This is a genomic window from Pseudarthrobacter polychromogenes (assembly GCF_014644495.1).
Classification (GTDB): Bacteria; Actinomycetota; Actinomycetes; order Actinomycetales; family Micrococcaceae; genus Arthrobacter; species Arthrobacter polychromogenes.
On the sequence record NZ_BMKU01000002.1, the window covers coordinates 73,802 to 96,608 of the forward strand.

Annotated in this window: 22 protein-coding genes; 9 read left to right on the forward strand and 13 right to left on the reverse strand. The window is 65.9% G+C overall.

All coding sequences use genetic code 11. The annotated features are described in order from the left end of the window. Positions 1-72: 72 nt before the first annotated feature. Both IEX43_RS03635 and IEX43_RS03640 read right to left on the reverse strand, forming a co-directional pair. On the reverse strand, positions 73-825 hold the full coding sequence (locus IEX43_RS03635; RefSeq protein ID WP_188809132.1) for a cyclase family protein: 753 nt from the start codon (positions 823-825) through the stop codon (positions 73-75). Next, entirely contained in the window at positions 822-1,301 is a 480-nt protein-coding gene (locus IEX43_RS03640) for a hypothetical protein (protein WP_229666301.1), read from the reverse strand. Before IEX43_RS03640 ends, IEX43_RS03635 begins: the two co-directional genes overlap by 4 nt. 98 nt (positions 1,302-1,399) lie before the next feature. Here IEX43_RS03640 and mmuM point away from each other — a divergent pair, with 98 nt between their 5' ends. Continuing rightward, complete coding sequence (mmuM, locus tag IEX43_RS03645; RefSeq protein WP_188809133.1) at positions 1,400-2,365, forward strand: homocysteine S-methyltransferase; 966 nt, start codon at positions 1,400-1,402, stop codon at positions 2,363-2,365. 28 nt (positions 2,366-2,393) lie between these two features. On the opposite strand, the gene IEX43_RS03650 is transcribed toward mmuM, so the two are convergent. Together IEX43_RS03650 and IEX43_RS03655 are read right to left on the reverse strand one after the other, a co-directional pair. Beyond that, positions 2,394-2,609, reverse strand: a complete 216-nt coding sequence (locus IEX43_RS03650) for a hypothetical protein (protein WP_188809134.1) — start codon at positions 2,607-2,609, stop codon at positions 2,394-2,396. 74 nt (positions 2,610-2,683) lie between these two features. Further along, positions 2,684-3,235 carry a dihydrofolate reductase family protein gene (locus IEX43_RS03655; protein ID WP_188809135.1) on the reverse strand — a complete coding sequence of 184 codons (552 nt, stop codon included), beginning with the start codon at positions 3,233-3,235 and terminating at the stop codon, positions 2,684-2,686. A 210-nt stretch (positions 3,236-3,445) separates the two neighbouring features. Here IEX43_RS03655 and IEX43_RS03660 point away from each other — a divergent pair, with 210 nt between their 5' ends. Beyond that, positions 3,446-3,856 (forward strand): hypothetical protein, encoded by a 411-nt coding sequence (locus IEX43_RS03660; RefSeq protein ID WP_188809136.1) that lies wholly within the window; start codon positions 3,446-3,448, stop codon positions 3,854-3,856. 23 nt (positions 3,857-3,879) lie between these two features. Here the strand turns inward: IEX43_RS03660 and IEX43_RS03665 are convergent, their stop codons facing one another. Both IEX43_RS03665 and IEX43_RS03670 read right to left on the reverse strand, forming a co-directional pair. Continuing rightward, the gene (locus tag IEX43_RS03665) at positions 3,880-6,096 is read right to left on the reverse strand and encodes a sensor domain-containing protein (RefSeq protein ID WP_188809426.1); all 2,217 of its coding nucleotides are present in this window, start codon (positions 6,094-6,096) and stop codon (positions 3,880-3,882) included. 174 nt (positions 6,097-6,270) lie between these two features. Beyond that, complete coding sequence (locus IEX43_RS03670; RefSeq protein WP_174175383.1) at positions 6,271-6,540, reverse strand: GlsB/YeaQ/YmgE family stress response membrane protein; 270 nt, start codon at positions 6,538-6,540, stop codon at positions 6,271-6,273. 225 nt (positions 6,541-6,765) lie between these two features. Between IEX43_RS03670 and IEX43_RS03675 the strand changes: the two genes are divergently transcribed. Then, on the forward strand, positions 6,766-7,632 hold the full coding sequence (locus IEX43_RS03675; RefSeq protein ID WP_188730466.1) for an HAD hydrolase family protein: 867 nt from the start codon (positions 6,766-6,768) through the stop codon (positions 7,630-7,632). A 22-nt stretch (positions 7,633-7,654) separates the two neighbouring features. Here IEX43_RS03675 and IEX43_RS03680 read toward each other — a convergent pair whose 3' ends face one another. Both IEX43_RS03680 and IEX43_RS03685 read right to left on the reverse strand, forming a co-directional pair. Next, a complete protein-coding gene (locus tag IEX43_RS03680; protein ID WP_188809137.1) occupies positions 7,655-9,040 on the reverse strand; it encodes a UDP-glucose dehydrogenase family protein in 1,386 nt (461 codons plus the stop codon). Further along, on the reverse strand, positions 9,037-10,194 hold the full coding sequence (locus IEX43_RS03685) for a glycosyltransferase family 4 protein (protein WP_188809138.1): 1,158 nt from the start codon (positions 10,192-10,194) through the stop codon (positions 9,037-9,039). Before IEX43_RS03685 ends, IEX43_RS03680 begins: the two co-directional genes overlap by 4 nt. Positions 10,195-10,453: 259 nt before the next feature. On the opposite strand from IEX43_RS03685, the gene IEX43_RS03690 reads away from it, so the two are divergent. Continuing rightward, complete coding sequence (locus tag IEX43_RS03690) at positions 10,454-11,332, forward strand: DUF2382 domain-containing protein (RefSeq protein ID WP_188809139.1); 879 nt, start codon at positions 10,454-10,456, stop codon at positions 11,330-11,332. A 251-nt stretch (positions 11,333-11,583) separates the two neighbouring features. On the opposite strand, the gene IEX43_RS03695 is transcribed toward IEX43_RS03690, so the two are convergent. Then, entirely contained in the window at positions 11,584-12,042 is a 459-nt protein-coding gene (locus tag IEX43_RS03695; RefSeq protein WP_188809140.1) for a DUF4383 domain-containing protein, read from the reverse strand. Positions 12,043-12,197: 155 nt separating this feature from the next. Here IEX43_RS03695 and IEX43_RS03700 point away from each other — a divergent pair, with 155 nt between their 5' ends. Continuing rightward, positions 12,198-13,517, forward strand: coding sequence for a cell division protein PerM (locus IEX43_RS03700; RefSeq protein WP_188809141.1), 1,320 nt, complete (start codon positions 12,198-12,200; stop codon positions 13,515-13,517). A gap of 36 nt (positions 13,518-13,553) precedes the next feature. Here IEX43_RS03700 and IEX43_RS03705 read toward each other — a convergent pair whose 3' ends face one another. Further along, on the reverse strand, positions 13,554-13,985 hold the full coding sequence (locus IEX43_RS03705; RefSeq protein WP_188809142.1) for a hypothetical protein: 432 nt from the start codon (positions 13,983-13,985) through the stop codon (positions 13,554-13,556). Positions 13,986-14,024: 39 nt separating this feature from the next. On the opposite strand from IEX43_RS03705, the gene purN reads away from it, so the two are divergent. Together purN and IEX43_RS20205 are read left to right on the forward strand one after the other, a co-directional pair. After that, complete coding sequence (gene purN / locus IEX43_RS03710) at positions 14,025-14,618, forward strand: phosphoribosylglycinamide formyltransferase (protein ID WP_188809143.1); 594 nt, start codon at positions 14,025-14,027, stop codon at positions 14,616-14,618. A gap of 568 nt (positions 14,619-15,186) precedes the next feature. Beyond that, on the forward strand, positions 15,187-15,705 hold the full coding sequence (locus tag IEX43_RS20205) for a hypothetical protein (RefSeq protein ID WP_229666302.1): 519 nt from the start codon (positions 15,187-15,189) through the stop codon (positions 15,703-15,705). A 67-nt stretch (positions 15,706-15,772) separates the two neighbouring features. On the opposite strand, the gene IEX43_RS03720 is transcribed toward IEX43_RS20205, so the two are convergent. After that, positions 15,773-17,125: an MFS transporter gene (locus tag IEX43_RS03720; RefSeq protein WP_104185440.1), complete on the reverse strand. Its 1,353-nt coding sequence runs from the start codon at positions 17,123-17,125 to the stop codon at positions 15,773-15,775. Positions 17,126-17,267: 142 nt separating this feature from the next. Here IEX43_RS03720 and purH point away from each other — a divergent pair, with 142 nt between their 5' ends. Further along, complete coding sequence (purH, locus tag IEX43_RS03725) at positions 17,268-18,965, forward strand: bifunctional phosphoribosylaminoimidazolecarboxamide formyltransferase/IMP cyclohydrolase (RefSeq protein ID WP_188809145.1); 1,698 nt, start codon at positions 17,268-17,270, stop codon at positions 18,963-18,965. A gap of 138 nt (positions 18,966-19,103) precedes the next feature. Here purH and IEX43_RS03730 read toward each other — a convergent pair whose 3' ends face one another. After that, a complete protein-coding gene (locus IEX43_RS03730; RefSeq protein ID WP_188809146.1) occupies positions 19,104-19,313 on the reverse strand; it encodes a hypothetical protein in 210 nt (69 codons plus the stop codon). Then, entirely contained in the window at positions 19,297-20,256 is a 960-nt protein-coding gene (locus tag IEX43_RS03735; protein ID WP_188809147.1) for a trypsin-like serine peptidase, read from the reverse strand. Before IEX43_RS03735 ends, IEX43_RS03730 begins: the two co-directional genes overlap by 17 nt. Positions 20,257-20,585: 329 nt before the next feature. On the opposite strand from IEX43_RS03735, the gene IEX43_RS03740 reads away from it, so the two are divergent. Continuing rightward, positions 20,586-22,805 carry an NADP-dependent isocitrate dehydrogenase gene (locus IEX43_RS03740; RefSeq protein ID WP_188809148.1) on the forward strand — a complete coding sequence of 740 codons (2,220 nt, stop codon included), beginning with the start codon at positions 20,586-20,588 and terminating at the stop codon, positions 22,803-22,805. Positions 22,806-22,807 lie beyond the last annotated feature (2 nt).

Genomic DNA, 22,807 nt, shown 5'->3' on the forward strand with positions numbered 1-22,807 from the left:
ACTTCCGGCGACTTCGGTGCAGGCCCGCGACGTCGGCTGAGGGGAGCCGAGGACAAGGCCGGCCCGCCGGGCTCAGCAGATGGCAAACACCCGCGCCGGGAAGCCGCTGCCGCCGAGGGGCTTAGGCCAGGAAGCGACGACGGCGGCGCCGGACTCCGGGAGTCCGTCCAGGTTGGCCATCAGTTCGATCTGCCAGCGGCCCTGGTCCAGGACATAGGTTTCCAGGCTGAAGTCCTGCCGGGATGTGGCCAGACCCGGGTCGGTGTCCGTCTGTTCGTGGCCGACGGCGGCCACGGCACGCTGCTCAACCAGGAAGGAGAGCACTTCCCGGGACCAGCCGGGCGTGTGGCTCACGCCGTCGCTGTCCCGGTTGGCCATTGCCTCCGGATCGGGCCAGCGGCGGCTCCAGCCCGTACGGAGGGCCACAAAGGAACCCGGTGGGACGGTGCCGTTCCGGATCTCCCAGTCCTGTATGTCCTGCAAGGTGGGGGTGGCGTCCGGGTTGCCGGCCACCCGATCGCTGATGTCCAGGACCACCAGCGGAAGGATCATCTCCTCCACCGGAATCTGGTCCAGCGTCCTGCCGCCGCGGATGAAATGCGATGGCGGGTCCACGTGGGTTCCCCACTGGCCCACGATCGTGTAGCGGTGGGCGGTGAAGCCGTCTCCCTTGTCCAGGTCGAAGAGGGCTTCGCGCTGCTCATCCGGAAAAGCGGCGAAGTGTGGCTGGCCCGGGTGGAAGGCGTGCGTCAGGTCCACGAACTGCCGGCCCGCGATCACGGACTGCAGGCCCTCCCAGAGCGACGTGGTGCTGGTGTCCGTCATGATGCGGCTGCTCCTTCTGCCATGGGTGCTTCAGTCTTTGATGCTTCTGCCGGCGGTGCCAGTGCGGTACTGGAGACGCTGATGGGGCCGGTCACTTCAATGACCGGGACTTCCCAGGGGTGGATCTCCACAAGGCGGCGCATGAACCGCTCGACGGCGGCGTCCCCCAGCGAGGCGTCGAAATAGGTGGTGAAAACGAAGGTTGGCGAGAGGGTCTGCTCACCCACGCGTCCCAGGGTGGGGTTGGCGCCCTCGGCAGTAGTGAAGCCCTCGAAACCGAGGCTGGACTCAAATACGTGCTTATAGTGGCCGAAGTCGCCGAGTTCCCGGAATTCGGCCAGGGCCTGCAGCAGGTGCGCGATGCCCGGATCATCCCGGAAGGCGTCCGGCTCGCCCTTGGACAGTTGCCCGAAGGTGGTGCCGCTAATGGGCCAGTGCACGCGCAGCTTGCGTACCGGGTGAAGTCGAACGTCCAAGAACCCTGCCTCTTTCCTCCGCCGGGTGACGGCTGCCAGCCATCGTGACAGAAAGAAATAATCATTACAAGCATAGGCAAATGCGTATTATGACTACTATGCCTTCGACCACGCAGCTCTCGTCCTTGCTGGAATCCGGGGAACACCTCGTGACCGACGGCGCCCTGGCCACGGAACTCGAGGGCCGCGGCTGCAACCTCGACGATCCCCTGTGGTCGGCCAAAGTGCTGCTCGAAGACCCGCTCCTGATCAGGGACGTCCACCGCGACTACTTCTCCGCGGGTGCCAGGATTGCCACCACCGCCAGCTACCAGGCAACGCCGCACGGCTTCGCGCGGCGGGGAATGAGCGGGCAGGATGCCCTGGAGCTGGTGGCGTTGTCGGTCCGGCTGGCGGATGAGGCCCGCCGCGCCCATCTGGCTGCCACCCCGGGCGCAGGCGCGCTGCTCATCGCCGGGTCCGTGGGTCCTTACGGCGCCTACCTGGCAGACGGCTCGGAGTACCGCGGCGACTACATGCTGGGGAAAGAGGAGTTCATGGACTTCCACCGGCCAAGGGTCGCCGCACTCGTCGCTGCCGGTGTGGACTTCCTGGCCTGCGAGACGCTCCCGTCGTTCGCCGAAGCCGAGGCGCTGGCGGCACTCACAGAGGAGTTCGGCGTCGAATCCTGGTTCTCCTTCTCCCTGCGGGACGGCGCCCATGTCAGCGACGGCACCCCGCTCACGGCAGTGGCAGGGCTCCTTGACGCACACCCCCTGGTGGCCGCGATTGGCGTGAACTGCGTGCCGCTTCACCTGGTCACCCCCGCGCTCGCCGCCCTCCACAGCGCGACGGACAAGCCGCTGGTTGCCTACCCCAACTCAGGCGAAACCTATGATCCCGTCACCAAAACCTGGGGCCCAACCACTGCGCCCGGAGAGGGGAACGGGGACACGCACCCCGTGGACCCCGCCGGCGGGGCCGCCACCTGGCTGAACCATGGCGCCCGCATCATCGGCGGATGTTGCCGCACGACGCCAGCGGACATCGCCGCCGTCGGACAGGCCATTGCCGCGCAGCGCTGAATCTGGGAGGCGCTGGACCTGACGGTCCTTAGCCGCCCTCTTCCTTGGTGTCCTTTTGATTGGTGTCCTTGTCCGGGGTGTCCTGTTCCTCCGCGTGGTCAGCCTTCTCCCGGGCCTCCTGCTGGTGCTGCTCAAGTTTCGCTTCGGCGTCCCTGCGCCGGTACCCGATGGACCGGGCCTGCTCCGGGGTGGGATACCGGTGCTCCCGCTCCCAGGCATGGTCATTGACGCCAGTGCCGGGCACGGCCTCGTCGTCAGGCCCAATAATGTCTTTACCATATCCAAACCCTGTCACAGTCGCGGGACGGTGAGTAGGGCCTACGCCCCAAGCCGCCCGTAGGTGCTGATCACGTTGCCCTTGCTGGTCCGGGACTGGTCCAGAAGCACAAGCCTTGTGGTGGGGTCGCCGTCCTGGAAGAGGCGCCGGCCGCTCCCTGCCACCACCGGGTGGGTCATGAGCGTCAAGGAATCCAGCAGGCCGGCGAACAGCAGCTGCCGCGTGATCGAGATGCTGCCGCACACGGCAATTTCCCCGCCGTCGCGCTCCTTGAGCCCCGCCACGAACTCCTCCAGCGGCGCGTCCATCAGCCGCGAGTTCTGCCACTCGAGAGGTTCCGCCAGGGTCCGCGACGCCACGAACTTCTCCACCGGGTTGATGAAGGCGGCAAAGTCCTCGTCCACGGGCGCGGTGGGCCAGTACCCGGCCCACTCCTGGTAGCTGATCCGGCCCAGCACCACCGTGTCCACCGTTTCCATCATGGTGGTCAGGCCGGCTCCCAGCTCGTCGTCAAAGCTGTCGAACTGGAACTTATAGGGATCGGACACCACGCCGTCCACGGAGTGGAACAGGCCGGCAGTGACTTTGCGCATGGGGACCTCCTGCAGGGCTTTGTGAGCGGACACGCCCCACGCTAGTGCGCCCCTTGAACCAGCGGAAGATCCCTGCAACAGCGGACGACGGCGGCCGCGCCAGTAACGTTCATCACTCGCCGAGGCGTCTTGCACGGTTTGGCTGATCCTGAGCCCCATACTTGTGGTGAGCGGCTGTTGCCGTACCCCGGCCAGGCAGGAGGAAAGTGCATGGAAACCCTGAAAAAGATCGTGAGCAACCAGTATTTTCCGGCCGCCGCAGTCCTTACCGCCGTGCTGCTGTTCTGGGCCGTGGGACTCCTGGGCGGGCTGTCCCTCCTGCACAACAACCAGCCTCCGCTGACCACCCTGACCTGGATGCTGTTTGTCTACGCGGCTGCGGTCCTCACCCCGCTGGCGGGCATCCTGGCCGCCGCCGACCTGCTCCGCCGCTGGCGCCGCAACCGCGACGCCGAAACGGCCTACGCCGGGTACCTGGAAGACCAAGATTCAATCGTCCAGCAGGTGGTGCCCGGGCATGCAGGCGAAGAACCGGCAGTCCAGCACGCAGCGCCGCCTGCACCCGCAGCATCCCAGCCGAAGAAAACCGCGAAACAGGCTGGCCGCAAGCAGGCCGCTTAGCCGGCCTCCCGCCGTCGTCCTTCCTACCGTTCCTTCAGCGCGGTGAGGGCTTCCTCCGCCTGCTGCAGCGCGTTCTCCATCCGCCGGCCCGGCTGCGGCAGCGAGAACAGGTATCCCTGCAGCGAATCGCACTCCAGGGCCGCCAGGTAATCCGCCTGCGCCGCCGTTTCCACACCTTCTGCCGTGACGGTCAAACCCAGGCTGTGGGCCATGTTGATCATGGAGCTGAGGATGGGCAGCCGCTCGCTTCCGGTGCGCACCATGGAGATGAAGGTCTTGTCGATCTTCACCGTGTCCACCGGCAGGTCCTGCAGCCTCCCCAGGGAGGAGTAGCCGGTGCCAAAGTCGTCCAGGGCAACCCTGGCTCCCTCATCCCGCAGCGTGCTGAGCTGTTTGATGAGGCTGCAGTCGGCGTCGAAAAACACGCTCTCGGTGACCTCAAGGACCAGCTGGTAGGCGGCGACGCCGCTGGCTTCCGCAAGCCGGAGGACCGTCTGGGCAAACAGGGGATCCTGCAGCTGGACCCCCGAAACGTTCACGGCGAGCGACCGGGACGGATCCTCGCTCAGCCACGGTGCCAGCTGCACCATGCCCAGCGCCATCACTTCAGCGCCGATTTCGTTGATCAGCCCCGTGCGTTCGGCCAGAGGGATAAAGACCGACGGCGGGACGCGCCCGCCGTCCCTGTCCCACCGGGCCAGCGCCTCGAACGTGACCACCTGGCCCATGCGGTGGGAAACTATCGGCTGGAAATCCACCGTGATTTCGCCCCGGGCCACGGCCAGCTGCAGGCCGGCCTCCATGTGGGTCCGCTGCACCAGGGCCGTCATCATGTCCGGATGGAACCGCAGGAACCGGTTCTTGCCGGCGGCTTTCGCCGCATACATCGAGATGTCCGCCTGCCGGAGCAGCTCTGAGGCGCCCACGCTGTCCCGGCCCAGCGACGCGAGTCCCAGGCTGAGGCTCGGCCGCAGGACCGTGCCCTGGATGGTGACGGGAACGTGCAGGCACCGGACGATGCATTCGGCGATCGCATCCGCATCCGGGCAGGCGGTCAGGAGCACCACAAACTCGTCTCCGCCCAGCCGGGCCACCACATCGGCCGTGGGGGTGCAGCCACGGAGCCTCCGGGCCACTTCAACCAGCATGTCGTCGCCGGCCTGGTGGCCAAGGATGTCATTGACTTCCTTGAAGTCGTCCAAATCCAGGAGCAGGACGTCAACGGCCTTGAGCCGCGGTTCCCGCAGGGCATTAGCCAGGGCGTCGTTGAACACCGCCCTGTTGGCCAGTCCCGTCAGCGGGTCCTGGAACGCCATCGCCCGCAGCTTCTCGGCCTGCGCGGCCAGGTCAATCATGGCCTGGTGGGCTTGTTCCTGGGCCTGGCGCCGTGGCGTGACGTCCCGGAAACTCCACACCCGTCCAACGATTTTGTCGCCCACCCGCTGCGGCCGCGAATACCGTTCAAAGGTTCGCCCGTCCGTGAAGTCCAGGACGTCGTGGCTTTCTGCTGCAGGGTCATCCTCCAACGCGCTGACCCGCGTGAGGAAGCCGGCGGGATCCGCAACCTGCTCGATGATGAGCCGCATGATGGGCTCTTCAGTGTCACCTTCCATGAGTGCCGGCGGGATGCCCCACATGGTGAGGAACTGGTCATTGAAACCGGCCACCCTGCCCTCAGAGCTCATCACCAGGATGCCGTCCGCGGTTGATTCCAGCGTGGCGGTCAGCAGGGACATCGCTTCCCGCAGGTCGGCGTCCGCGGCCTGGCGGTGGGAAGTGTCCCGGACCGAGAGCAGGAGCAGCGGATGCGCGCGGTCGCCGTCGTCCGGTCCCGGCTTCCCGTCCGGAGCTTGCCAAGCTCCCTCAGCCTGCGGAGGTGCTGGAGGGAAAAGCGGTGCCGCATCCCACGGCAACAATGATCCCGTTGCCTCGGCAGGGAATTCCGTTCCGTTGCTGTGCAGCCCGTAGATTTCCCGCGGCGGCGGATGGTCCCCGGGCAGGGCACGGAGCCGGGCGAAAAGCTGGTCCGGTTCGCTGCGGAAGCCTTCAGCGAGAAGTGTACGGTGGTCCCGCCCGGTTAGGTCGCTGGCCGTATAGCCGAACAGCCTCCCGGCTGCGGCGTTGGCCATAGCGATGCTGCCATCCGCCGCTATGGCCAGCAGCGCGTCCGGGCTCGCATCCAGGACAGTTCCGAAAGTTTCTGCTGCCGCACCCGTGCTGTGGTTCCAAGAATCAGTCAACACACCACCCCCCCTCGGACATCATAGAGCGCAGAGGCTGAAATGGGGCCGGCTGCCCGGAACCGGTTCCGGGCGGACTGCTGCGGGCCCATTGGCGGTCCTTGCAGTGCCAACGCAAAAGCGCTGCCCCCGCATGGAGGACAGCGCTTTTTGGTTGTATAAATAAAGGGGCCGCTATGCCCGGCGGGAGCTGCGGTTAGTGACTGCACCATAAACCAGCAGCACGATGATTGAACCAAGAATTGCCAGCAGCCAGGTCCGGATATCGAAGAACTCGGCCAGGCCTCCGCCGAAGATCAGCGAACCGATCCAGCCGCCCAGGATGGCACCGACAACGCCGAGGACCAGGGTGACCACCCAGCCTCCGCCTTGGCGGCCGGGCAGGATGGCCTTTGCAATGGCTCCGGCGATCAGGCCCAAAATGAGAAATCCGAGAATGCCCATGTTGTCACTCCTTGTCAGTAAGTTGTGCCGGGCCCCCATTTCCGGTTCCATAATTCAATCAGCGTGCTTACTGCTCTGCAAGAGTTTGATTATCACGGGATGACTGTCAGTTTTGCCGGCTGGAATGCACCACTTCCGCTTATTGGTTGTGAATTCCCGCCCGGGCAGCAGAGGATCGGCTTCGATAGGATTGACTGTCCCCGCAACAAACCAAGGAGTTCCGGCATGTGCAGCCAGCAGACCACTCGGCCACGTGCCATCTTCCTCGACATCGACGGCACCTACGCGGACCACGGACTGGCGCCTGCCGCGCACGTCGACGCGGTCCGGACAGCACGCCGGCTGGGACACCTGGTTTTCGTCTGCACCGGGCGGCCGCTGTCCATGGTCCCAACCCACATCCTGGAAGCCGGCTTCGACGGCAGCATCACCGGCGCCGGCGCCCGGGTGGAGCTCGGGGGAGAAGTCCTGAAGGACACCCGCTTCGACCCGGACCTGGCAGCCCTCATCGTGGAAACACTGGATGCACATGGTGCCGCCTACATCCTGGAAGCACCCGAGGCGCTGCACGGCCGGACGGGCGTGGACCAGAGGCTGCGGGAGGTGCTCGGCCCTATCTTCGCCGGGCGCCCGCAGCACGACGGGGTCCTCAGCACCGATGTTGATCCCCTGGAGGACATCCTGGGGCCCATGCAGTACAGCGACGACCTCCGCTCCACGTCCTACGCCAAAATTTCCTGCTTTGATTCCCCGGTTCCGCTGACGCAGCTGGTGGCGGGGCTCGGGCCGCAGGTAGGCCTGATTCCCAGTTCCTTGTCCGCCTTAGGCGACCGGGCCGGCGAGATCTTCATGGCCGGAACGCACAAGGCCGTGGGCATCCAGGTGGTGGAGGAGCACCTGGGCCTTGACCGCGCGGACATTGTGGCCATTGGGGACAGCGCCAACGACATTGAGATGCTGGAGTACGCAGGTGTGGGCATCGCCGTGGAAGGCGGACACCCTGCGGTGCTGGCCGTCGCGGACCGGACCACCGCCGGGCCGGCAGGCAACGGCGTGGCACTCGCTTTTGAAGAGCTGGGGCTGCTGGGCTGACCGGACTTCCTGGCGCGGGCCGTCAGGAAGTGAGCGGTGCGGGTTCGTGCACGGGCGCGTGTGCCGCAGCGCTGCCGGTGCCCAGGCCCCGCACCGACCAGCCGTTGGCCTGCCAGGCCGTGGCGTCCAGTACGTTGCGCGCGTCCAGCACCACCCGCCGTCGTACCTGTGCTCCGGCAGCGGCGGGGCAGAGGCGGCGGTATTCATCCCATTCGGTAAGCAGCAGCACCAGCTCGGCACCCTCGAGCGCCCGTTCCGTTGACGCTTCGAACCGCAGGCGCGGGTAACGCCGCCAGGCGTTGTTTACTGCCTTGGGATCCGTGACGGTCACGTGCGCCCCGGCCGCCGCGAGCCGGTCGGCGACGTCCAGGGCGGGGGAGTCCCGGATGTCGTCGGTGTCCGGTTTGAAGGATGCACCCAGGACAGTGATGGAGCGGCCGGCAACGCTGCCGCCGGAAAGGTCCGCAGCCAGGGCAACGGTGCGTTCACGCTGGCCAAGGTTGACCGAATCCACCAGCCGCATCCAGTCGTCCAGGGCTGTGACCCCTGCATGGACGGCCTGTGTCCGGAAGCTGCGGATGTCCTTGGGGAGGCAGCCGCCGCCGACACCCAGGCCGGCGTGCAGGTACCGCCCGCCGATGCGCGGGTCCATGCCCATGGCCTCGGCCAGCTCCGCCACGTCCGCTCCCGACGCGTCGCACAGCCCGGCCACCGCGTTGATGAAACTCACTTTGGTGGCAAGGTAGGCGTTCGCCGCCGACTTGATGAGCTCCGCCGTGGCGAAGTTGCAGACCAGGCGGGGAATGCCGGCCCGGAGAAGCGGTTCGTAGACGGCGTCCAGCGCCGCCGTGACGCCGAGCGGGGCGCCGCTGCGGGGATGGAACGCGCCTCCGCGCCCGCCGTCCACGCCGTACACCAGCCTGTCCGGCACCAGCGAGTCCTTCACCGCGGTCCCCTGGCGGAGGAACTCCGGGTTCCACCCCAGCAGCACGTCCGGCCGCCGGGCCAGGACGCCGCGCAGCATCTCCACCGTGCCCACGGGCACCGTGGATTTACCCACGACGACGGCGCCCGCGGCCAGGTGCGGAAGCAGCGTTTCGATGGCGGAGACCAGGAAGGTGAGGTCGGCGGCGTCGGACGTTTTGTCCTGCGGGGTGCCCACGCACAGGAAGTGGACCTGCGCGTCCTTCGCGCTGGCGGCGTCGGTGGAGAAGGTGAGCCGGCCGGTGATCCGCCCGTCCCGCAGGAGTTCGTCCAGTCCGGGTTCGTGGAACGGGGCGGCACCGCGTGCCAGCTGGTCCACTTTGCCGGGGTCGACGTCGATCCCCACCACGGTATGGCCCATGGAGGCGAGCGTGGCCGCATGGACGGCGCCGAGGTAGCCGCAGCCGATCACCGAGACCTTCACTGCGCTGCCCCCGTCCGAAAGCCCGTTGATGCCGTTGCCGGTTCGGCTGCAATGACTTGTTCGTAGTGCCGGACCAGCTCCCCGCACAGCGCTGGCCACGTCCTGTCCTGCACGGAAGCATGGGCTGCAGCAGCGAACGCCCGGCGTTTGGCGGCGTCGCCCATCAGGTCGAGCACGTGGCCGCGCAGGCCGGTCAGGTCGCCAGGTTCGTAGAGCCAGCCTGTCCGTGAGTTTTCCACCAGATCGAGCGGCCCGCCCCGGCCGGTGGCTACCACCGGCACACCCGATGCCATGGCCTCCTGGATGGTCTGGCAGAAGGTCTCGAACTCACCCGGGTGCACAAAGAGGTCGAAGGATGCGACGGCCCGGGCCAGTTCCTCGCCGCCCAGGAAGCCGGTGAAAAGGGCGTCCGGCAAGGCGTCTTGGAGGGCAGCCCGCTGGGGTCCGTCGCCAACAACCACGAGCCTGGTGTTGGGAATCCCGGCCAGGGCAGCCAGGTCCTCCACCTGCTTCTCCACGGCCAGCCGTCCCACGTAGCCGATGATCCGCTGCCCGCCGGGAGCAACGGAAGCCCGCCATCCGTCGTCGCGCTTTTCCGGCGAGAACCGTGCCGTGTCCACTCCCCGGCGCCACATCTGCACCCGTGGGATGCCGCGGCCGCGCAACTGGTTCAGCGCGAACGTGGACGGCACCAGGGTCCGGGTGGCGAGCAGATGGATGTTTTCAACCCGGTTCCAGGCCCAGTTCTCCAGGAACGGCACACCGTATCTCGCCGCATAGCTGGGGACTTCGGTCTGGTAAATGGCCACGCTGGGAATGCCCAGCTGGTGCGCCGCCTGTGCCGCCCGCCAGCCAAGGACGAACGGCGAGGCGAGGTGGACAACGTCCGGTGCGTAGTCGGCAAGGATTCGCTTGACCCGGTACACACCGCCCATGGCCACCCTGACGTTTGCATAGCCGGCCAGCGGCACAGCCGGCAGCCGGAGGATCTCCGCGCCCCGGACATGTTCCGGCGCTTCCCCGTCCAGCGTGGAAGGCGCGATCACCAGGACGTCGTCGCCCCGGTTCTCGAGGTGTTCCAGCACGCGCAGGATGGAGTGCGTCACGCCGTTCATCAGCGGCAGGAATGATTCAGCAACAATTGCGATCCTCACCCCTCCACGGTGTGCGGGCGGCGTTGCCGTGCGGGGGATTGGATGTGACTGTGGGGGAAAGGCTGCATGAACAGCAGGACGCATCACTGAAAAAATTACTAAGTAGGCTTTGCATTTGATGCTAAGCATGCTTAGTGTAGGAGTGCAGCTAACGCAGAGCCTCAAGCAACGGGGCGAAGGCCAGCGCCGGAAACACCCGGTGCCGGGACATCCACATTGTTGGCAAAGCCCAGCGCAACGACACATCCAAGGAGACGTCATGCTCAACAGGGAAAACATCGAAAACCTGCTCACCAAGGGTGGCAACGTCATCGGTTCAGATGGCGAGAAGATCGGTTCCATCGGCCAGCTGTACGCGGACGACGACACCGGCGAGCCCACCTGGGTCACCGTCAAGACGGGCCTCTTTGGCACCTCGCAGTCCTTCATTCCCGTTGAGGGAGCACACAGCCAGGGCGACGACTTGGTGGTTCCTTACACGAAGGAGCACGTCAAGGACGCGCCGCGCGTCGATGTGGACGGCCACCTCACCCCCGAGGAGGAGGACCGCCTGTACACCTACTACGAGCGTGGTGCCCGCACCTACTCGGACACCCGGAACGACGACGTGGACACCCGGACGGATGTCGACTTCCAGGGCGATGCAGACCTGAACGCCGGCACCCCCACCGCCGGTGTGAGCGGCGACCGGGACCGCGACTTGGACCGGGACGCCACCGACCGCCACACCGTTGGCCATGACACCTCCGGCCCCACCACGGACGACGCTATGACGCGCTCCGAGGAAAAGCTCCATGTTGGCACCGAGCGCCAGGAGACCAGCCGTGCCCGGCTGCGGAAGTACGTCACCACGGAAAATGTCACCAAGACTGTGCCCGTGCAGCGTGAAGAGGTCCGCCTGGAGCGCGAGCCCATTACGGACGCCAACCGCGGCGAGGCCTTGGGCGGCCCGGACATCAGTGAAGAGGAGCACGAGGTGATCCTGCACGAGGAGCGCCCCGTCGTGGACAAGGAAACCGTTCCGGTGGAGCGGGTCCGCCTGGACAAGGACGTTGTCCAGGACGACGTCACGGTCAGCGAGGAAGTCCGCAAGGAGCACATTGACGCGGACGGCGTGGACCGCGACGCGCGCCGCTAAGCTTTACCGCTAACGTTTGAGAGCACCGCTGAGGCGCCCTCGAACGGACGGCCGCGGAGGCAAGCGCACAGCACACGACGCCGGGAGTCCACAGACGGGCTCCCGGCGTCGTTGTGCATGCGGAACTTTCTTGAACGCTGGTGCAGTCCACGCGTACGGCGGCAACTGCACCAGCCAGTAGGACGAATATCTTCAGAACTTAGGGTTCTTCTTCATTCGCGGCTCCTGTTTCCCGGTTTACGGATTCCGGGCTATAGCCTGCGGGCCGCCGTCCTGGAGAACAGCCAGCCGGCAACAATCATTACGACGCCCAGCACCAGATGTGCCCAGTTGTCCATCATGTTCAGGGCCAGGAAGTTCGCCGCTGAATCTACTCCGACAATGAGCCCGAAGATGGCCAGGACGATGTACAGCGCGCCGGCCCCCAGGAGGAAGTTCCGTGCTCCGTGTTCTGTCCGGGACATGGCCCAGCCGGTGGCACCGATGGCCAACTGCACGATGTTGAGCAGCATGGACACCTGGAACAGCCCCAGGAACATGGCGTGCGACGCCGGTCCGAGGAACATCAGTTCGCTGTATTGCGTGGTGACACCCGGGATGAAGCCCAGGACGCCGACCAGCATCAAAATAATTCCCACTCCCATGCCAGCGTTTTGGACGTCTGCCCGGCCAAAATGAACGCCGTGTGCATGTGGGGATGCGGTAGTCATTTCTTCCCTCCAATCCACTCGTTGTGGACAGTTAAATTTTACGGCGGACCACCGCGAAAAGCTCCGGAACAGCTTGCGCGGGACTTACAGGCGATCCAGCGGATGAGCCTGTCGTTCCCGGCCCGGACGCCCCTGCCGTGACACCATGGGGCACGATGAAAATGCGTGCTGACCAGACCGGAGACCGTGGCCTTCCCATGCCCTTGTGGCTGCAGGGTGCCCTCGAAACGGCGCAGGCAGCCACCATTTCCGCGCTGGTGGTGATTGCCCCGATCATCGCCGTGTGGGCCACTGCCGGCTTCCAGGACAGCTCCTTCGACGTCCTGGCCCGGCTGGCGGGACAGTCCTGGCTGCTGGTCCACGGAGTTCCGCTGGAACTCAGCGCCGCGGGCTCCGACGCCGCCGGCAACGGGGAATCCGGCGTTCTGTCGCTGATTCCGCTGGGCCTTACCCTGCTGCCTTTCCTCCTTGCCTGGCGTGCCGGACGGCGCCTTGCCCGCGCTTCCTACACAGACCAGCTGTGGCAGGCATTGCTCGGCTCATGGGTTGTCTACGCCGCCTTCGGGACGGCCACCGGTTTCGTCTGCCGCACCCCGGATGTGGGCATCAATCCCTGGTTCGCCATGCTGATTCCTCTCATTCCCTACGCGCTCGGCATGGTGATCGGCGCGCGGCGTGAAGCGGGTTCCTGGAGCAGGCTCATCGGCGTCGACGCCGTGGACTGGATTTCCCGCACCAGCCAGCATTCGCGGTGGGCGGGCTCCTACCTCGCTTCCGCCGGCAAGGCCGGTTTTGTGGCCACCGTTTCCGCGCTGGCCTTGGCTGGCGTGCTGCTGGCGGTTGACCTGTTCATCCACTGGAACCTTGTGGTTGCCGTCTATGAGGCGCTCGACGCCGGCGCCGTAGGGGGTGCCGCCCTGACCATCGCACAGCTCGGCTTCCTTCCCAACCTTGCGGTCTTCGCCCTGGCCTGGACGTCGGGGGCCGGCTTTGCCATGGGTGTCGGTTCTCAGGTGGGTCCCCTGGGAACCGCCGTCGGACCGCTGCCCTCCATCCCGGTGCTGGCCGCCATCCCGTCCGGGCCGCTGGACTACGCCTTCGTGGCCCTGATCGTCCCGGTGCTGGCGGGCGTGCTGGCCGGCTGGTGGTTCCTCCGCGAAGGCGAAAACCACTTCGATGAGTGGCTTTCCATCAAGGTCCGTGCCCGCTGGTTCACGGCAACAGTCTCCACCCTGGTGCTGGGGGTCCTCGCGGGACTGGCAGCCGGGCTCCTGTCCTTTGGCCTGGCGTGGCTGGCCCGCGGCTCGGCGGGAATCGGCCGTCTGACGGACATCGGCCCGGACCCGCTCTGGACTGCGGTGTGGCTGGCTGCGGAAGTGGCTGTCGGCGTCGTGATTGGTTACGCGGCCGGGCCGTGGCTGGAACGTGAGCAGGCGGCGTCGGACGAGGACGCGGAACTGGTTTCCCGGGCTTAGCAACAGCGCCGCTGCGCTGCCTGAGGGTGGCGCTGGCTAGGGGAGCTGCCGGGGCAGCGAGCTTTCCAGCTGGACCCGGCACGCCGACTGTGCCTGATCCGTGAGCGCCCGGCCCATGCATGCCTGGTACTGGCGCACTTCGTCGAAGAACACTGCGCTCACCAGGATCAGCAGCACCATGATGGCAGACACCACCAGGCCGGAGATGGTGCCGATCAGGACCAGCCTGGATTCCTTCAGCTTCGCGGCCCGCACCAGGAGGACAATGCCCAGGGCCACACTGGCCGCCGTGAGGATCCCGGTCAGCCAGAGGTAGTTGACGTCCAGCTGGTAGACAAAGAAGGAGCCGATCACGGAGATGACGAACATCCGGAACAGGGTATGGGTCTTGGACAGCGAGGCTTTGGCTGCCTCGCTGAGCGGCGGCCTGGTCCGCTGCTGCCCAGCCGGTTCGGGGGAGGTGTTCATGTTTTCCAGCCTACGCGAGCCTGCCCATAAGCTAGAGCCATGCGCATCGTAGTCCTCGTTTCCGGTACCGGGTCCAACCTCCAGGCTGTCATCGATGCCGTCAGGGCGGGGGAGCTGGACGTGGAAATCGCGGCTGTGGGTGCCGACCGTCAGGGCACCTTCGGGGTGGAACGGTCCGCGGCCGCAGGCATCCCGACGTTCGTGGTTGACTTCAAGGCGTACCCGGACCGCGCTGCCTGGAATGCCGCCCTGACCGTCGCCGTGGCCCGGTTCCAGCCCGATGTGGTGGTCTCCTCCGGGTTCATGCGCATCGTCAGCCCGGAGTTCATCGATGCCTTCAACGGCAAGTACCTGAACACCCACCCGGCACTGCTTCCGGCGTTCCCGGGCGCCCACGGGGTGCGGGATGCGATGGCCTACGGCGTTAAAGTCACCGGCTGCACCGTGCACTGGGCTGACGCCGGGGTGGACACCGGCCCCATCATCGCCCAGGAGGCCGTGGCCATCGAGGATTCCGACACCGAGGAAACCCTTCATGAGCGCATCAAAGTCGTGGAGCGCCGCCTGCTGGTGTCCACCCTGGCCTCCCTCGCCGCCGACCACCGCGCCGGCGCCTCGAACCTTCCCGCCTAACCCCTCCGCCCCACCCAACTAGGTAGCGCCAAGTGTCGTTTTCAGCCCTCATAACGACACTTAGCGCTACCTAGTTGGGCATCGGAGCGCAAGCCTGTGGATAACCTCTGCGGCATCCCGTCCTGGCTGCCACGATGGGCGGATGAAGGTACCGAGTCAACTGCCCGAGCAGCTTTCGTCATGCCCTTTCACTTTCCAAGAAGCGGTCGACGCCGGAATCAGCCGGCGGCGTCTACGTCACCAGGGCTTGCTCTGGCCAAGCCGTGGAGTCCGGGTGCCGGATGCCGCCAACGAACACCACCTTGCCCCGCGCATCCGTCCCTACACATTGGTGACGGACTGTGCTGCTGCTTCGCATGCCTCGGCCTTTCTCCTGTGGAGGTTCCCAGGTTTCCTTCCGGGCAGTGATGAGCCCCTGCTGCACATTTCGCGGCCCGACACAGTTGCCATCATGCGCCGGCCCGGCGTGAAGGGGCATCGCGGGCAGTTTTTCGCGGACGAGATCGTGAATCTTTCGGGATTGCTGGTCACGTCGCCGGTAAGGACCTGGTTGGACTGTTCACGCAAGATGAGTATCGAAGAGTTAACCGTTGTTGCTGATCATCTGCTGCGGGTCCCGCGGCCGGACCTCGAGGGCAGGTCGGAGCCGTATGCAACCCGGGAAGATCTCGAGGAAATGCTCGACAGGCACAAGGGGACGCCCGGAATCAGGAAGGCTCGGGTTGCCCTTGATCGTGCGCGGGTCGGATCGGATTCCGCCCCTGAAACCCGCCTGCGGCTGGCGTTGGAGGACGCAGGCCTGCCCGAACCTCTGCTGAACATGCCCACGAAACTGCATGCCGCCGTCGTACGCCACCCTGACCTTGGCTATCCCGAACAGAAGGTGGCGGTGGAGTACGACGGCGAGGGGCATTCCCAGGCTGCCCAGATCGTCCGCGACATCGCCCGCGAGGAGGACTTTGCGCGTGCAGGCTGGCTGCTCGTGAGGATTTCAAAGCGGCACATGGAGAGGGACGCCCGGCCAGCGGTGGCCAAAGTCCGCTCATCGCTCCTGAGCCGGGGCTGGTCTCCCAGCGAGCAAAACTAGGTAGCGCTAAGTGTCGTTCCGAGGAGTCAAAACGACACTTAGCGCTACCTAGTTGGGGGAGGGGTGGCTACTCGAGGCGGCGCTGCTTGGTTTCCGGGGAGAAGAACGCCATCCACAGCACCGCAATCAGCACCAGCCCGCCGGCGAGGGCGAAGGACGTGGCCAGCCCCAGCTCGGGCCAGAAGTAGTTGGCGAAAATCAGCGGCCCGAAGCCGGCGCCCAGGCGGGAGAACGTGGACGCCCAGCCGAAGCCGGTGCCGCGCAGCTCGGTGGGGTAGAGCTCGGACACGTAGGCGTACAGCACCGGGATGGCCACCTGCACCACGAACCCGAACACCAGCAGCCAGAACACCGCCGCCGTGGGGATGTCCACCACAAAAGCCACGATCACCAGGGTCAGCGCGGACAACGGGCCGGTAATGGCCAGGATCCATTTGCGCCCAACCCTTTCCACCAGCAGGGCGGCCACAACCACACCCAAAAGCCCAACGGCTGCCATGGACGCCGTGGTGACGAATGCCTTGTACTCCGCGAACCCGGCGCCGATCAGGATCCGGGGCATCCAGGTCAGTGACAGGTAGTAGACCAGCAGGATGCTGAAAAACAGGGCCCAGGCGGTGGCCGTAATCTTCCAGTTGAACTGCCAGACCAGCCGCAACTGGTGCCAGGCGCTGCCGGCCGAGAGCCGCGGCACTTCCTTGGCATCGGGCAGGCTGTAGGCGCGGGGTTCTGCTCCGGTTGCGGCTACCAGACCGTCGATCACCTTGGCCGCCTCCTCACGCCGGCCCTTGCGGATCAGGAACAACGGGGACTCCGGAACGCTGCGCCGGACCCAGAACACCAGCAGGGCAGGCAGGACCATCACCAGCATGGTCAGCCGCCAATCGCCGTACAGGGCCACAAGCCCGGCGGACACAAAGCCTGCCAGGGCTGCCCCCACCGGCCACCAGCCGTCCATCGCCGTGAGGACCTTGCCGCGCTGCTTGCGGGGGGTGAACTCACCCACCAGTGCGTAATCCACCGGGATGCAGCCGCCCAGGCCAAACCCGGCCATGAAGCGGAACACGCAAAACCAGATGAAGTCGGGGGAGAAGGCGCCCAGGACAGTGAAGAGCGAGAAGATCAGCAGCGTGGCTGTAAATGCCTTTTTGCGCCCGATGGTGTCGGCGATGGTGCCCCACACAAACGCGCCCACGGCCATGCCGATCAGGTTTGAGGTGCCCACCCAGGCCACCTCGCCCGGGGAAAGGGCCCAGTGGGTTGAGAGCAGAGGAATGAGGATGCCGTTGAGCGTCACATCCCAGGCATCGAACATGAAGCCAAGGCCGCCGATCAAAAAGATCTTGCCCTGGACTTTCCATCGCCAGGGCAGTTCCTGGACCACCTGTTCGCCGCTCGGCACAGTGGTGTAAGTATTCATCGCAGCCTCCTGGGAAAACTTTAGCCGGGCGCACGGGGGTTCACACTCCGGCCGACTCGCGGGGCAACCACCGCTTCGGGATAAACTGGGCCGTATCCCCACCAACCGCGGCACTGTTCCGCGACATAAGACGGAGACATTTGTGAGCTTCACGCAGCATGAGCGCGTATCCATCGACCGTGTTCCCATCCGCCGGGCACTGATCTCGGTTTACGACAAGACCGGTCTGGAGGAGCTCGCGCAGGGCCTGCATGCAGCCGGAGTGAAGCTCGTGTCCACCGGTTCCACGGCCAAGAAGATTGCCGCCGCAGGCATTCCTGTCCAGGAAGTCGAGGAAGTCACAGGTTCCCCGGAGATGCTGGACGGCCGGGTCAAGACCCTGCACCCGCGCGTGCACGGCGGCATACTGGCCGACCGCCGCGTGGCAGCCCACATGGACACACTCACCCAGATGGAGATCGAACCCTTCGACCTCGTGGTGGTGAACCTCTACCCGTTCGTGGAAACCGTCAAGTCCGGCGCTGGCCAGGACGACGTCGTCGAGCAGATCGACATCGGAGGCCCCGCCATGGTGCGCTCCGCAGCGAAGAACCACGCCGCCGTCGCCATTGTGGTGGACCCCGCCTTCTACGGCCAGGTGGTCACCGCGGCCGCTGAGGGCGGCTTTGATTTGAAGACACGACGCCGGCTGGCCGCCAAGGCGTTCGCCCACACGGCCTCCTACGACAACGCCGTGGCCACCTGGACCGCGAGCCAGTTCCTCGACGAGGACGGCGACGGCGTCATCGACTGGCCCGCCTACGCCGGCCTGTCCCTGGAGCGCTCCGAGGTGCTGCGCTACGGCGAGAACCCGCACCAGCAGGCTGCCCTGTACGCGGACAAGGCGGCCCCGGTGGGCATCGCCCAGGCTGACCAGCTGCACGGCAAGGCCATGAGCTACAACAACTTTGTCGACGCGGACGCTGCCCTGCGCGCCGCCTACGATTTCAGCGAGCCGGCGGTGGCCATCATCAAGCACGCCAACCCCTGCGGCGTCGCTGTGGGTTCCGAAGATGCTGCGGACCCCATTGCCGACGCCCACGCCAAGGCCCACGCCTGCGATCCCGTCTCGGCGTTCGGCGGCGTCATCGCAGCCAACCGCACCGTGACCGCGGGCATGGCCAACACGGTCAAGGACATTTTCACCGAGGTTGTCATCGCCCCGGGGTTCGAGCCTGAGGCCGTGGAGATCCTGTCCAAGAAGAAGAACATCCGCCTGCTCGCCCTCCCCGAGGGCTACGGCCGCTACCCCACCGAGTTCCGCCAGGTCTCCGGCGGCATGCTGGTCCAGGTCAGCGACAAGGTGGACGCCGACGGCGACAACCCCGCCAACTGGACCCTGGCCGCCGGTGAAGCCGCGGACGAGAAGACGCTCGCGGACCTCGCCTTCGCCTGGACCGCCTGCCGCGCCGCAAAGTCCAACGCTATCCTCCTCGCCTCGAACGGCGCCGCCGTGGGCATTGGCATGGGCCAGGTCAACCGCCTGGACTCCTGCCGGCTGGCCGTGGAGCGGGCCAACACCCTCGGCGTGACGGTGGAGTCCGACAGTGCTAGTGGGGGCGATGCCCCCGGCGGTGCCTCCAACGCCAGCGGTGCCAGCGCACCCCAGCGTGCCCGTGGCGCCGTTGCTGCCTCCGACGCATTCTTCCCGTTTGCTGACGGCCTGCAGATCCTGATCGACGCCGGGGTCCGCGCCGTGGTCCAGCCCGGCGGTTCCGTGCGGGATGAGGAAGTCATCGCCGCGGCCAACGCCGCCGGCGTCACCATGTACTTCACCGGGGCACGCCACTTCTTCCACTAATCCCCACCGGCACCGATTGCTCCGTACCTGCCGTTTTCGCATCCGATAACGGCAGTTACGGAGCAATCGATGAGTTAACGACGACGGCGCCCGCCCCCTGCGAAGGGGACGGGCGCCGTTGTTGTTTCCAGGCTTTGTCTATTCAGAAGATCCGGACGCCGTTTCACCAGCGTCCGCGCCCCTCTGCTTGAGGCGCGGACCCTCCTCCGGAAGCCGCAGCTCCCGGGGCTTGGCCTCCGCCATCCGTTCCGCCGTCCAGTACTCGAGGATCTCCTCGTGCGTCTGGCCCAGTTCGGCGTGGCTGACGGGGTCCTGGCCAGACGGGATCTCCTTAGGAGGCTGCTGCACTGGCGTAGGTCTGCTGAATGACGGATCCCCAGTACGGGCCGTACATCACAGCGGAGCGGTTGTAGCCGTAGCTGTTGACGGAGTTCTGGACGCCCGCGGAGCTGGTGCCGATGAACCACGGGCCACCGGAGGAACCGCCAGTCATGTCGCAGGGGATGCCCTGGGTTTCAAACTTCGGGTTGTTGGGATCGTTCGTGGCCGTTCCGGTGCAGCTCTTGAGGGTTTGGCCGTTGAAGGGCGATGCCGCGGGGTAGCCGAAGGACTTGTAGGTGAGGCCGCGGGCCTCGTTGAACGCCACGCCGGATCCGCCCACGACGTCCGTGAGGGTCTGGCCGTTCAGCGTGTTCATGACGGCAAAGCCGGTGTCGTAGGCCATGTCCCCGTTGGCGCTCCACTGGGTGGGGGCGTGGAGGGATTTGGCGGTCCACTTGCCGTAGGGCTCGGCGCCGTTCTCGTAGGCCGGCACAAAGGCGAAGTTGGTGGCGAAGGCTCCCGGCCCCTCGTTGAGGCAGTGGCCCGCCGTGGAGACGGTGCTTTCATTGGCGGAGGTTACGGCGTTGCCGGAGCAGACGTAGTTCGAGCCAGCCAGGGTGAAGAAGACCTTGCCGATGTGCTTCACCGGCGCTTCGCTCTGCGCGATGGTGGGCTTGCCCTTGGTGGCCTTGACCTCAGACTTCTTGCCCTTTCCCACGAGTCCGGCGTTGGAGCGGTTGCCCCGTTCCAGCGCTTTATCGGCGAGGACGTCTCCGGGGATGGCGCTCTGCATCCGGTCGGCCGTCCAGTAGTCAGCCACGCCCGCGGCATCCACGACAGTGCTGGTGACGGAGGGGTTTGCCTTGTCCTTCGCCGGAGCAGCGGTGGCTCCGCCGGCGGAGGTGAGTGCCAGAACGGCAGCGGCTGAGAGGCTCAGGAAGCCGGTAGCCAGAGACCTGGTGCGAGTCATTATTGTCCTGTCGTAACGGGGAGATGGCCCCGGTAGGGGCGAAGTGACCCTGCGAATTTATCGCCATATGACAAGTTTGTAAATAGTAGTGACGTATCATGTATGGCCGTCAGCGGCCTGCTGGGATGCCAAGGTGAGGAAAGCGCGACGGCGGATGGGCGCCCAGGTGCGTGCCGGCGTCGTCCGTTCTCCATCGCTGTAATCCTGCCCGGGCCGGGGGTAACGCAGCAGTCCCGGTAGGGGTGAAATCCCTGTGCTCGGGTAAGTTGTACATGGTGAAATGGACCGAATTTTCACAACCAAGCCGACCCACAGGGAGACGCCCGCGCATGTCCAAGATTATCTACACCCACACCGACGAAGCGCCGATGCTGGCTACCTATTCGTTCCTGCCCATCATCGAGGCGTTCGCCTCGACAGCAGGTGTGGAGGTGGAGACCCGCGACATTTCGCTCGCCGGCCGCATCATCGCCGTCTTCGGTGACTACCTGACCCCCGAGCAGCAGATCGGTGACGCCCTTGCTGAACTCGGTGAGCTGGCAAAGACGCCGGAAGCGAACATCATCAAGCTGCCCAACATCAGCGCTTCCATCCCGCAGCTGAAGGCCGCCATTGCCGAGCTGCAGGAACAGGGCTACGCCCTCCCGGACTACCCGGACAACCCCTCCTCGGACGAGGAGACGGCCATCCGCTCGCGCTACGACAAGATCAAGGGCTCCGCCGTGAACCCGGTCCTGCGTGAAGGCAACTCGGACCGCCGCGCACCGCTGTCCGTCAAGAACTACGCACGCCAGAACCCGCACTCCATGGGCGCCTGGACTGCCGACTCGAAGACCAACGTGGCCACCATGGGCCAGGACGACTTCCGTTCCAACGAGAAGTCCGTGGTTGTGGAGTCCGAGGGCACCATCGCCATCCAGCTGGTCCGCGAGGACGGCTCGGTCAAGGTCCTGAAGAAGGCCTTCCCCGTCCTGGCCGGTGAGGTCATCGACGGCACCGTGATGCGCGCCGCCGCCCTGGACGAATTCCTCAAGGCGCAGGTTGCCCGCGCCAAGGAAGAGGGCGTGTTGTTCTCCGCCCACCTCAAGGCCACCATGATGAAGGTCTCGGACCCCATCATCTTCGGCCACGTGGTCAAGGCCTACTTCTCCGAACTGTTCGAGACCTACGGCAAGCAGCTCTCAGCCGCCGGCATCAGCCCCAACAACGGCCTGGCCGCCATCCTGAGCAGCCTCGAGGACCTGCCCGAGGACGTGCGCGAAGGCGTGCAGAACCTGATCAAGAAGGGCCTCGAAGATGGTCCCTCGCTGGCCATGGTGGACTCGGACAAGGGCATCACCACCCTGAACGTCCCCAGCGACGTGATCGTGGACGCCTCCATGCCCGCCATGATCCGCAGCTCCGGCCACATGTGGGGCCCGGACGGCAAGGAAGCCGACACCCTGGCCGTCCTGCCGGACAGCTCCTACGCCGGCATCTACCAGGTGGTCATCGATGACTGCCGTGCCAACGGCGCCTACGATCCCACCACCATGGGCACCGTGCCGAACGTGGGCCTCATGGCGCAGGCCGCCGAAGAATACGGCAGCCACGACAAGACGTTCGAAATCCAGGAAGCCGGAACGGTCCAGATCGTTGACGGCTCCGGGAACGTCCTGGTTGAACACCAGGTTTCCGAGGGCGACATCTGGCGCGCCTGCCAGACCAAGGACCTGCCCATCCGCGACTGGGTCAAGCTGGCCGTGACCCGCGCCCGCGCCTCAAAGACTCCGGCCGTGTTCTGGCTGGATGAGGAACGCGCCCACGACGCCAACCTCATCGCCAAGGTCAACGAGTACCTGAAAGAGCACGACACCGAGGGCCTGGACATCCAGATCATGTCCCCGGTCAAGGCGATCGCTTTCACCCTGGACCGCATCCGCAAGGGGGAGGACACCATCTCGGTGTCCGGCAACGTGCTCCGCGACTACCTCACGGACCTGTTCCCCATCCTCGAGCTGGGCACCAGCGCCAAGATGCTCTCCGTTGTTCCGCTGATGAACGGCGGCGGCCTGTTCGAAACCGGCGCCGGCGGGTCTGCCCCCAAGCACGTCCAGCAGCTGCTCAAGGAAAACCACCTGCGCTGGGACAGCCTGGGCGAGTTCCTGGCCCTGGCCGTCAGCTTCGAGCACCTGGCCACCACAACCAACAACGCCCGCGCGCAGGTCCTGGCCGACACCCTGGACCGCGCCACCGGGACGTTCCTGCTGGAGAACAAGTCGCCCAGCCGCCGTGCCGGCGAGCTGGACAACCGCGGCAGCCACTACTTCCTGGCCCGCTACTGGGCTGAGGAACTGGCCAAGCAGACGGACGACGCCGACCTGGCGGCCTCCTTCAGCTCCATCGCCGGAGAGCTTTCCGCCAAGGAAGAGGCGATCGTCGGCGAGCTGGCTGAGGTCCAGGGCTCGCCGGTGGACATCGGCGGCTACTACCGCCCGGACGATGCCAAGGCAACTGCGGTGATGCGTCCTTCGGCAACACTTAACAAGGTCATTGCAACCCTGAGCTAGGA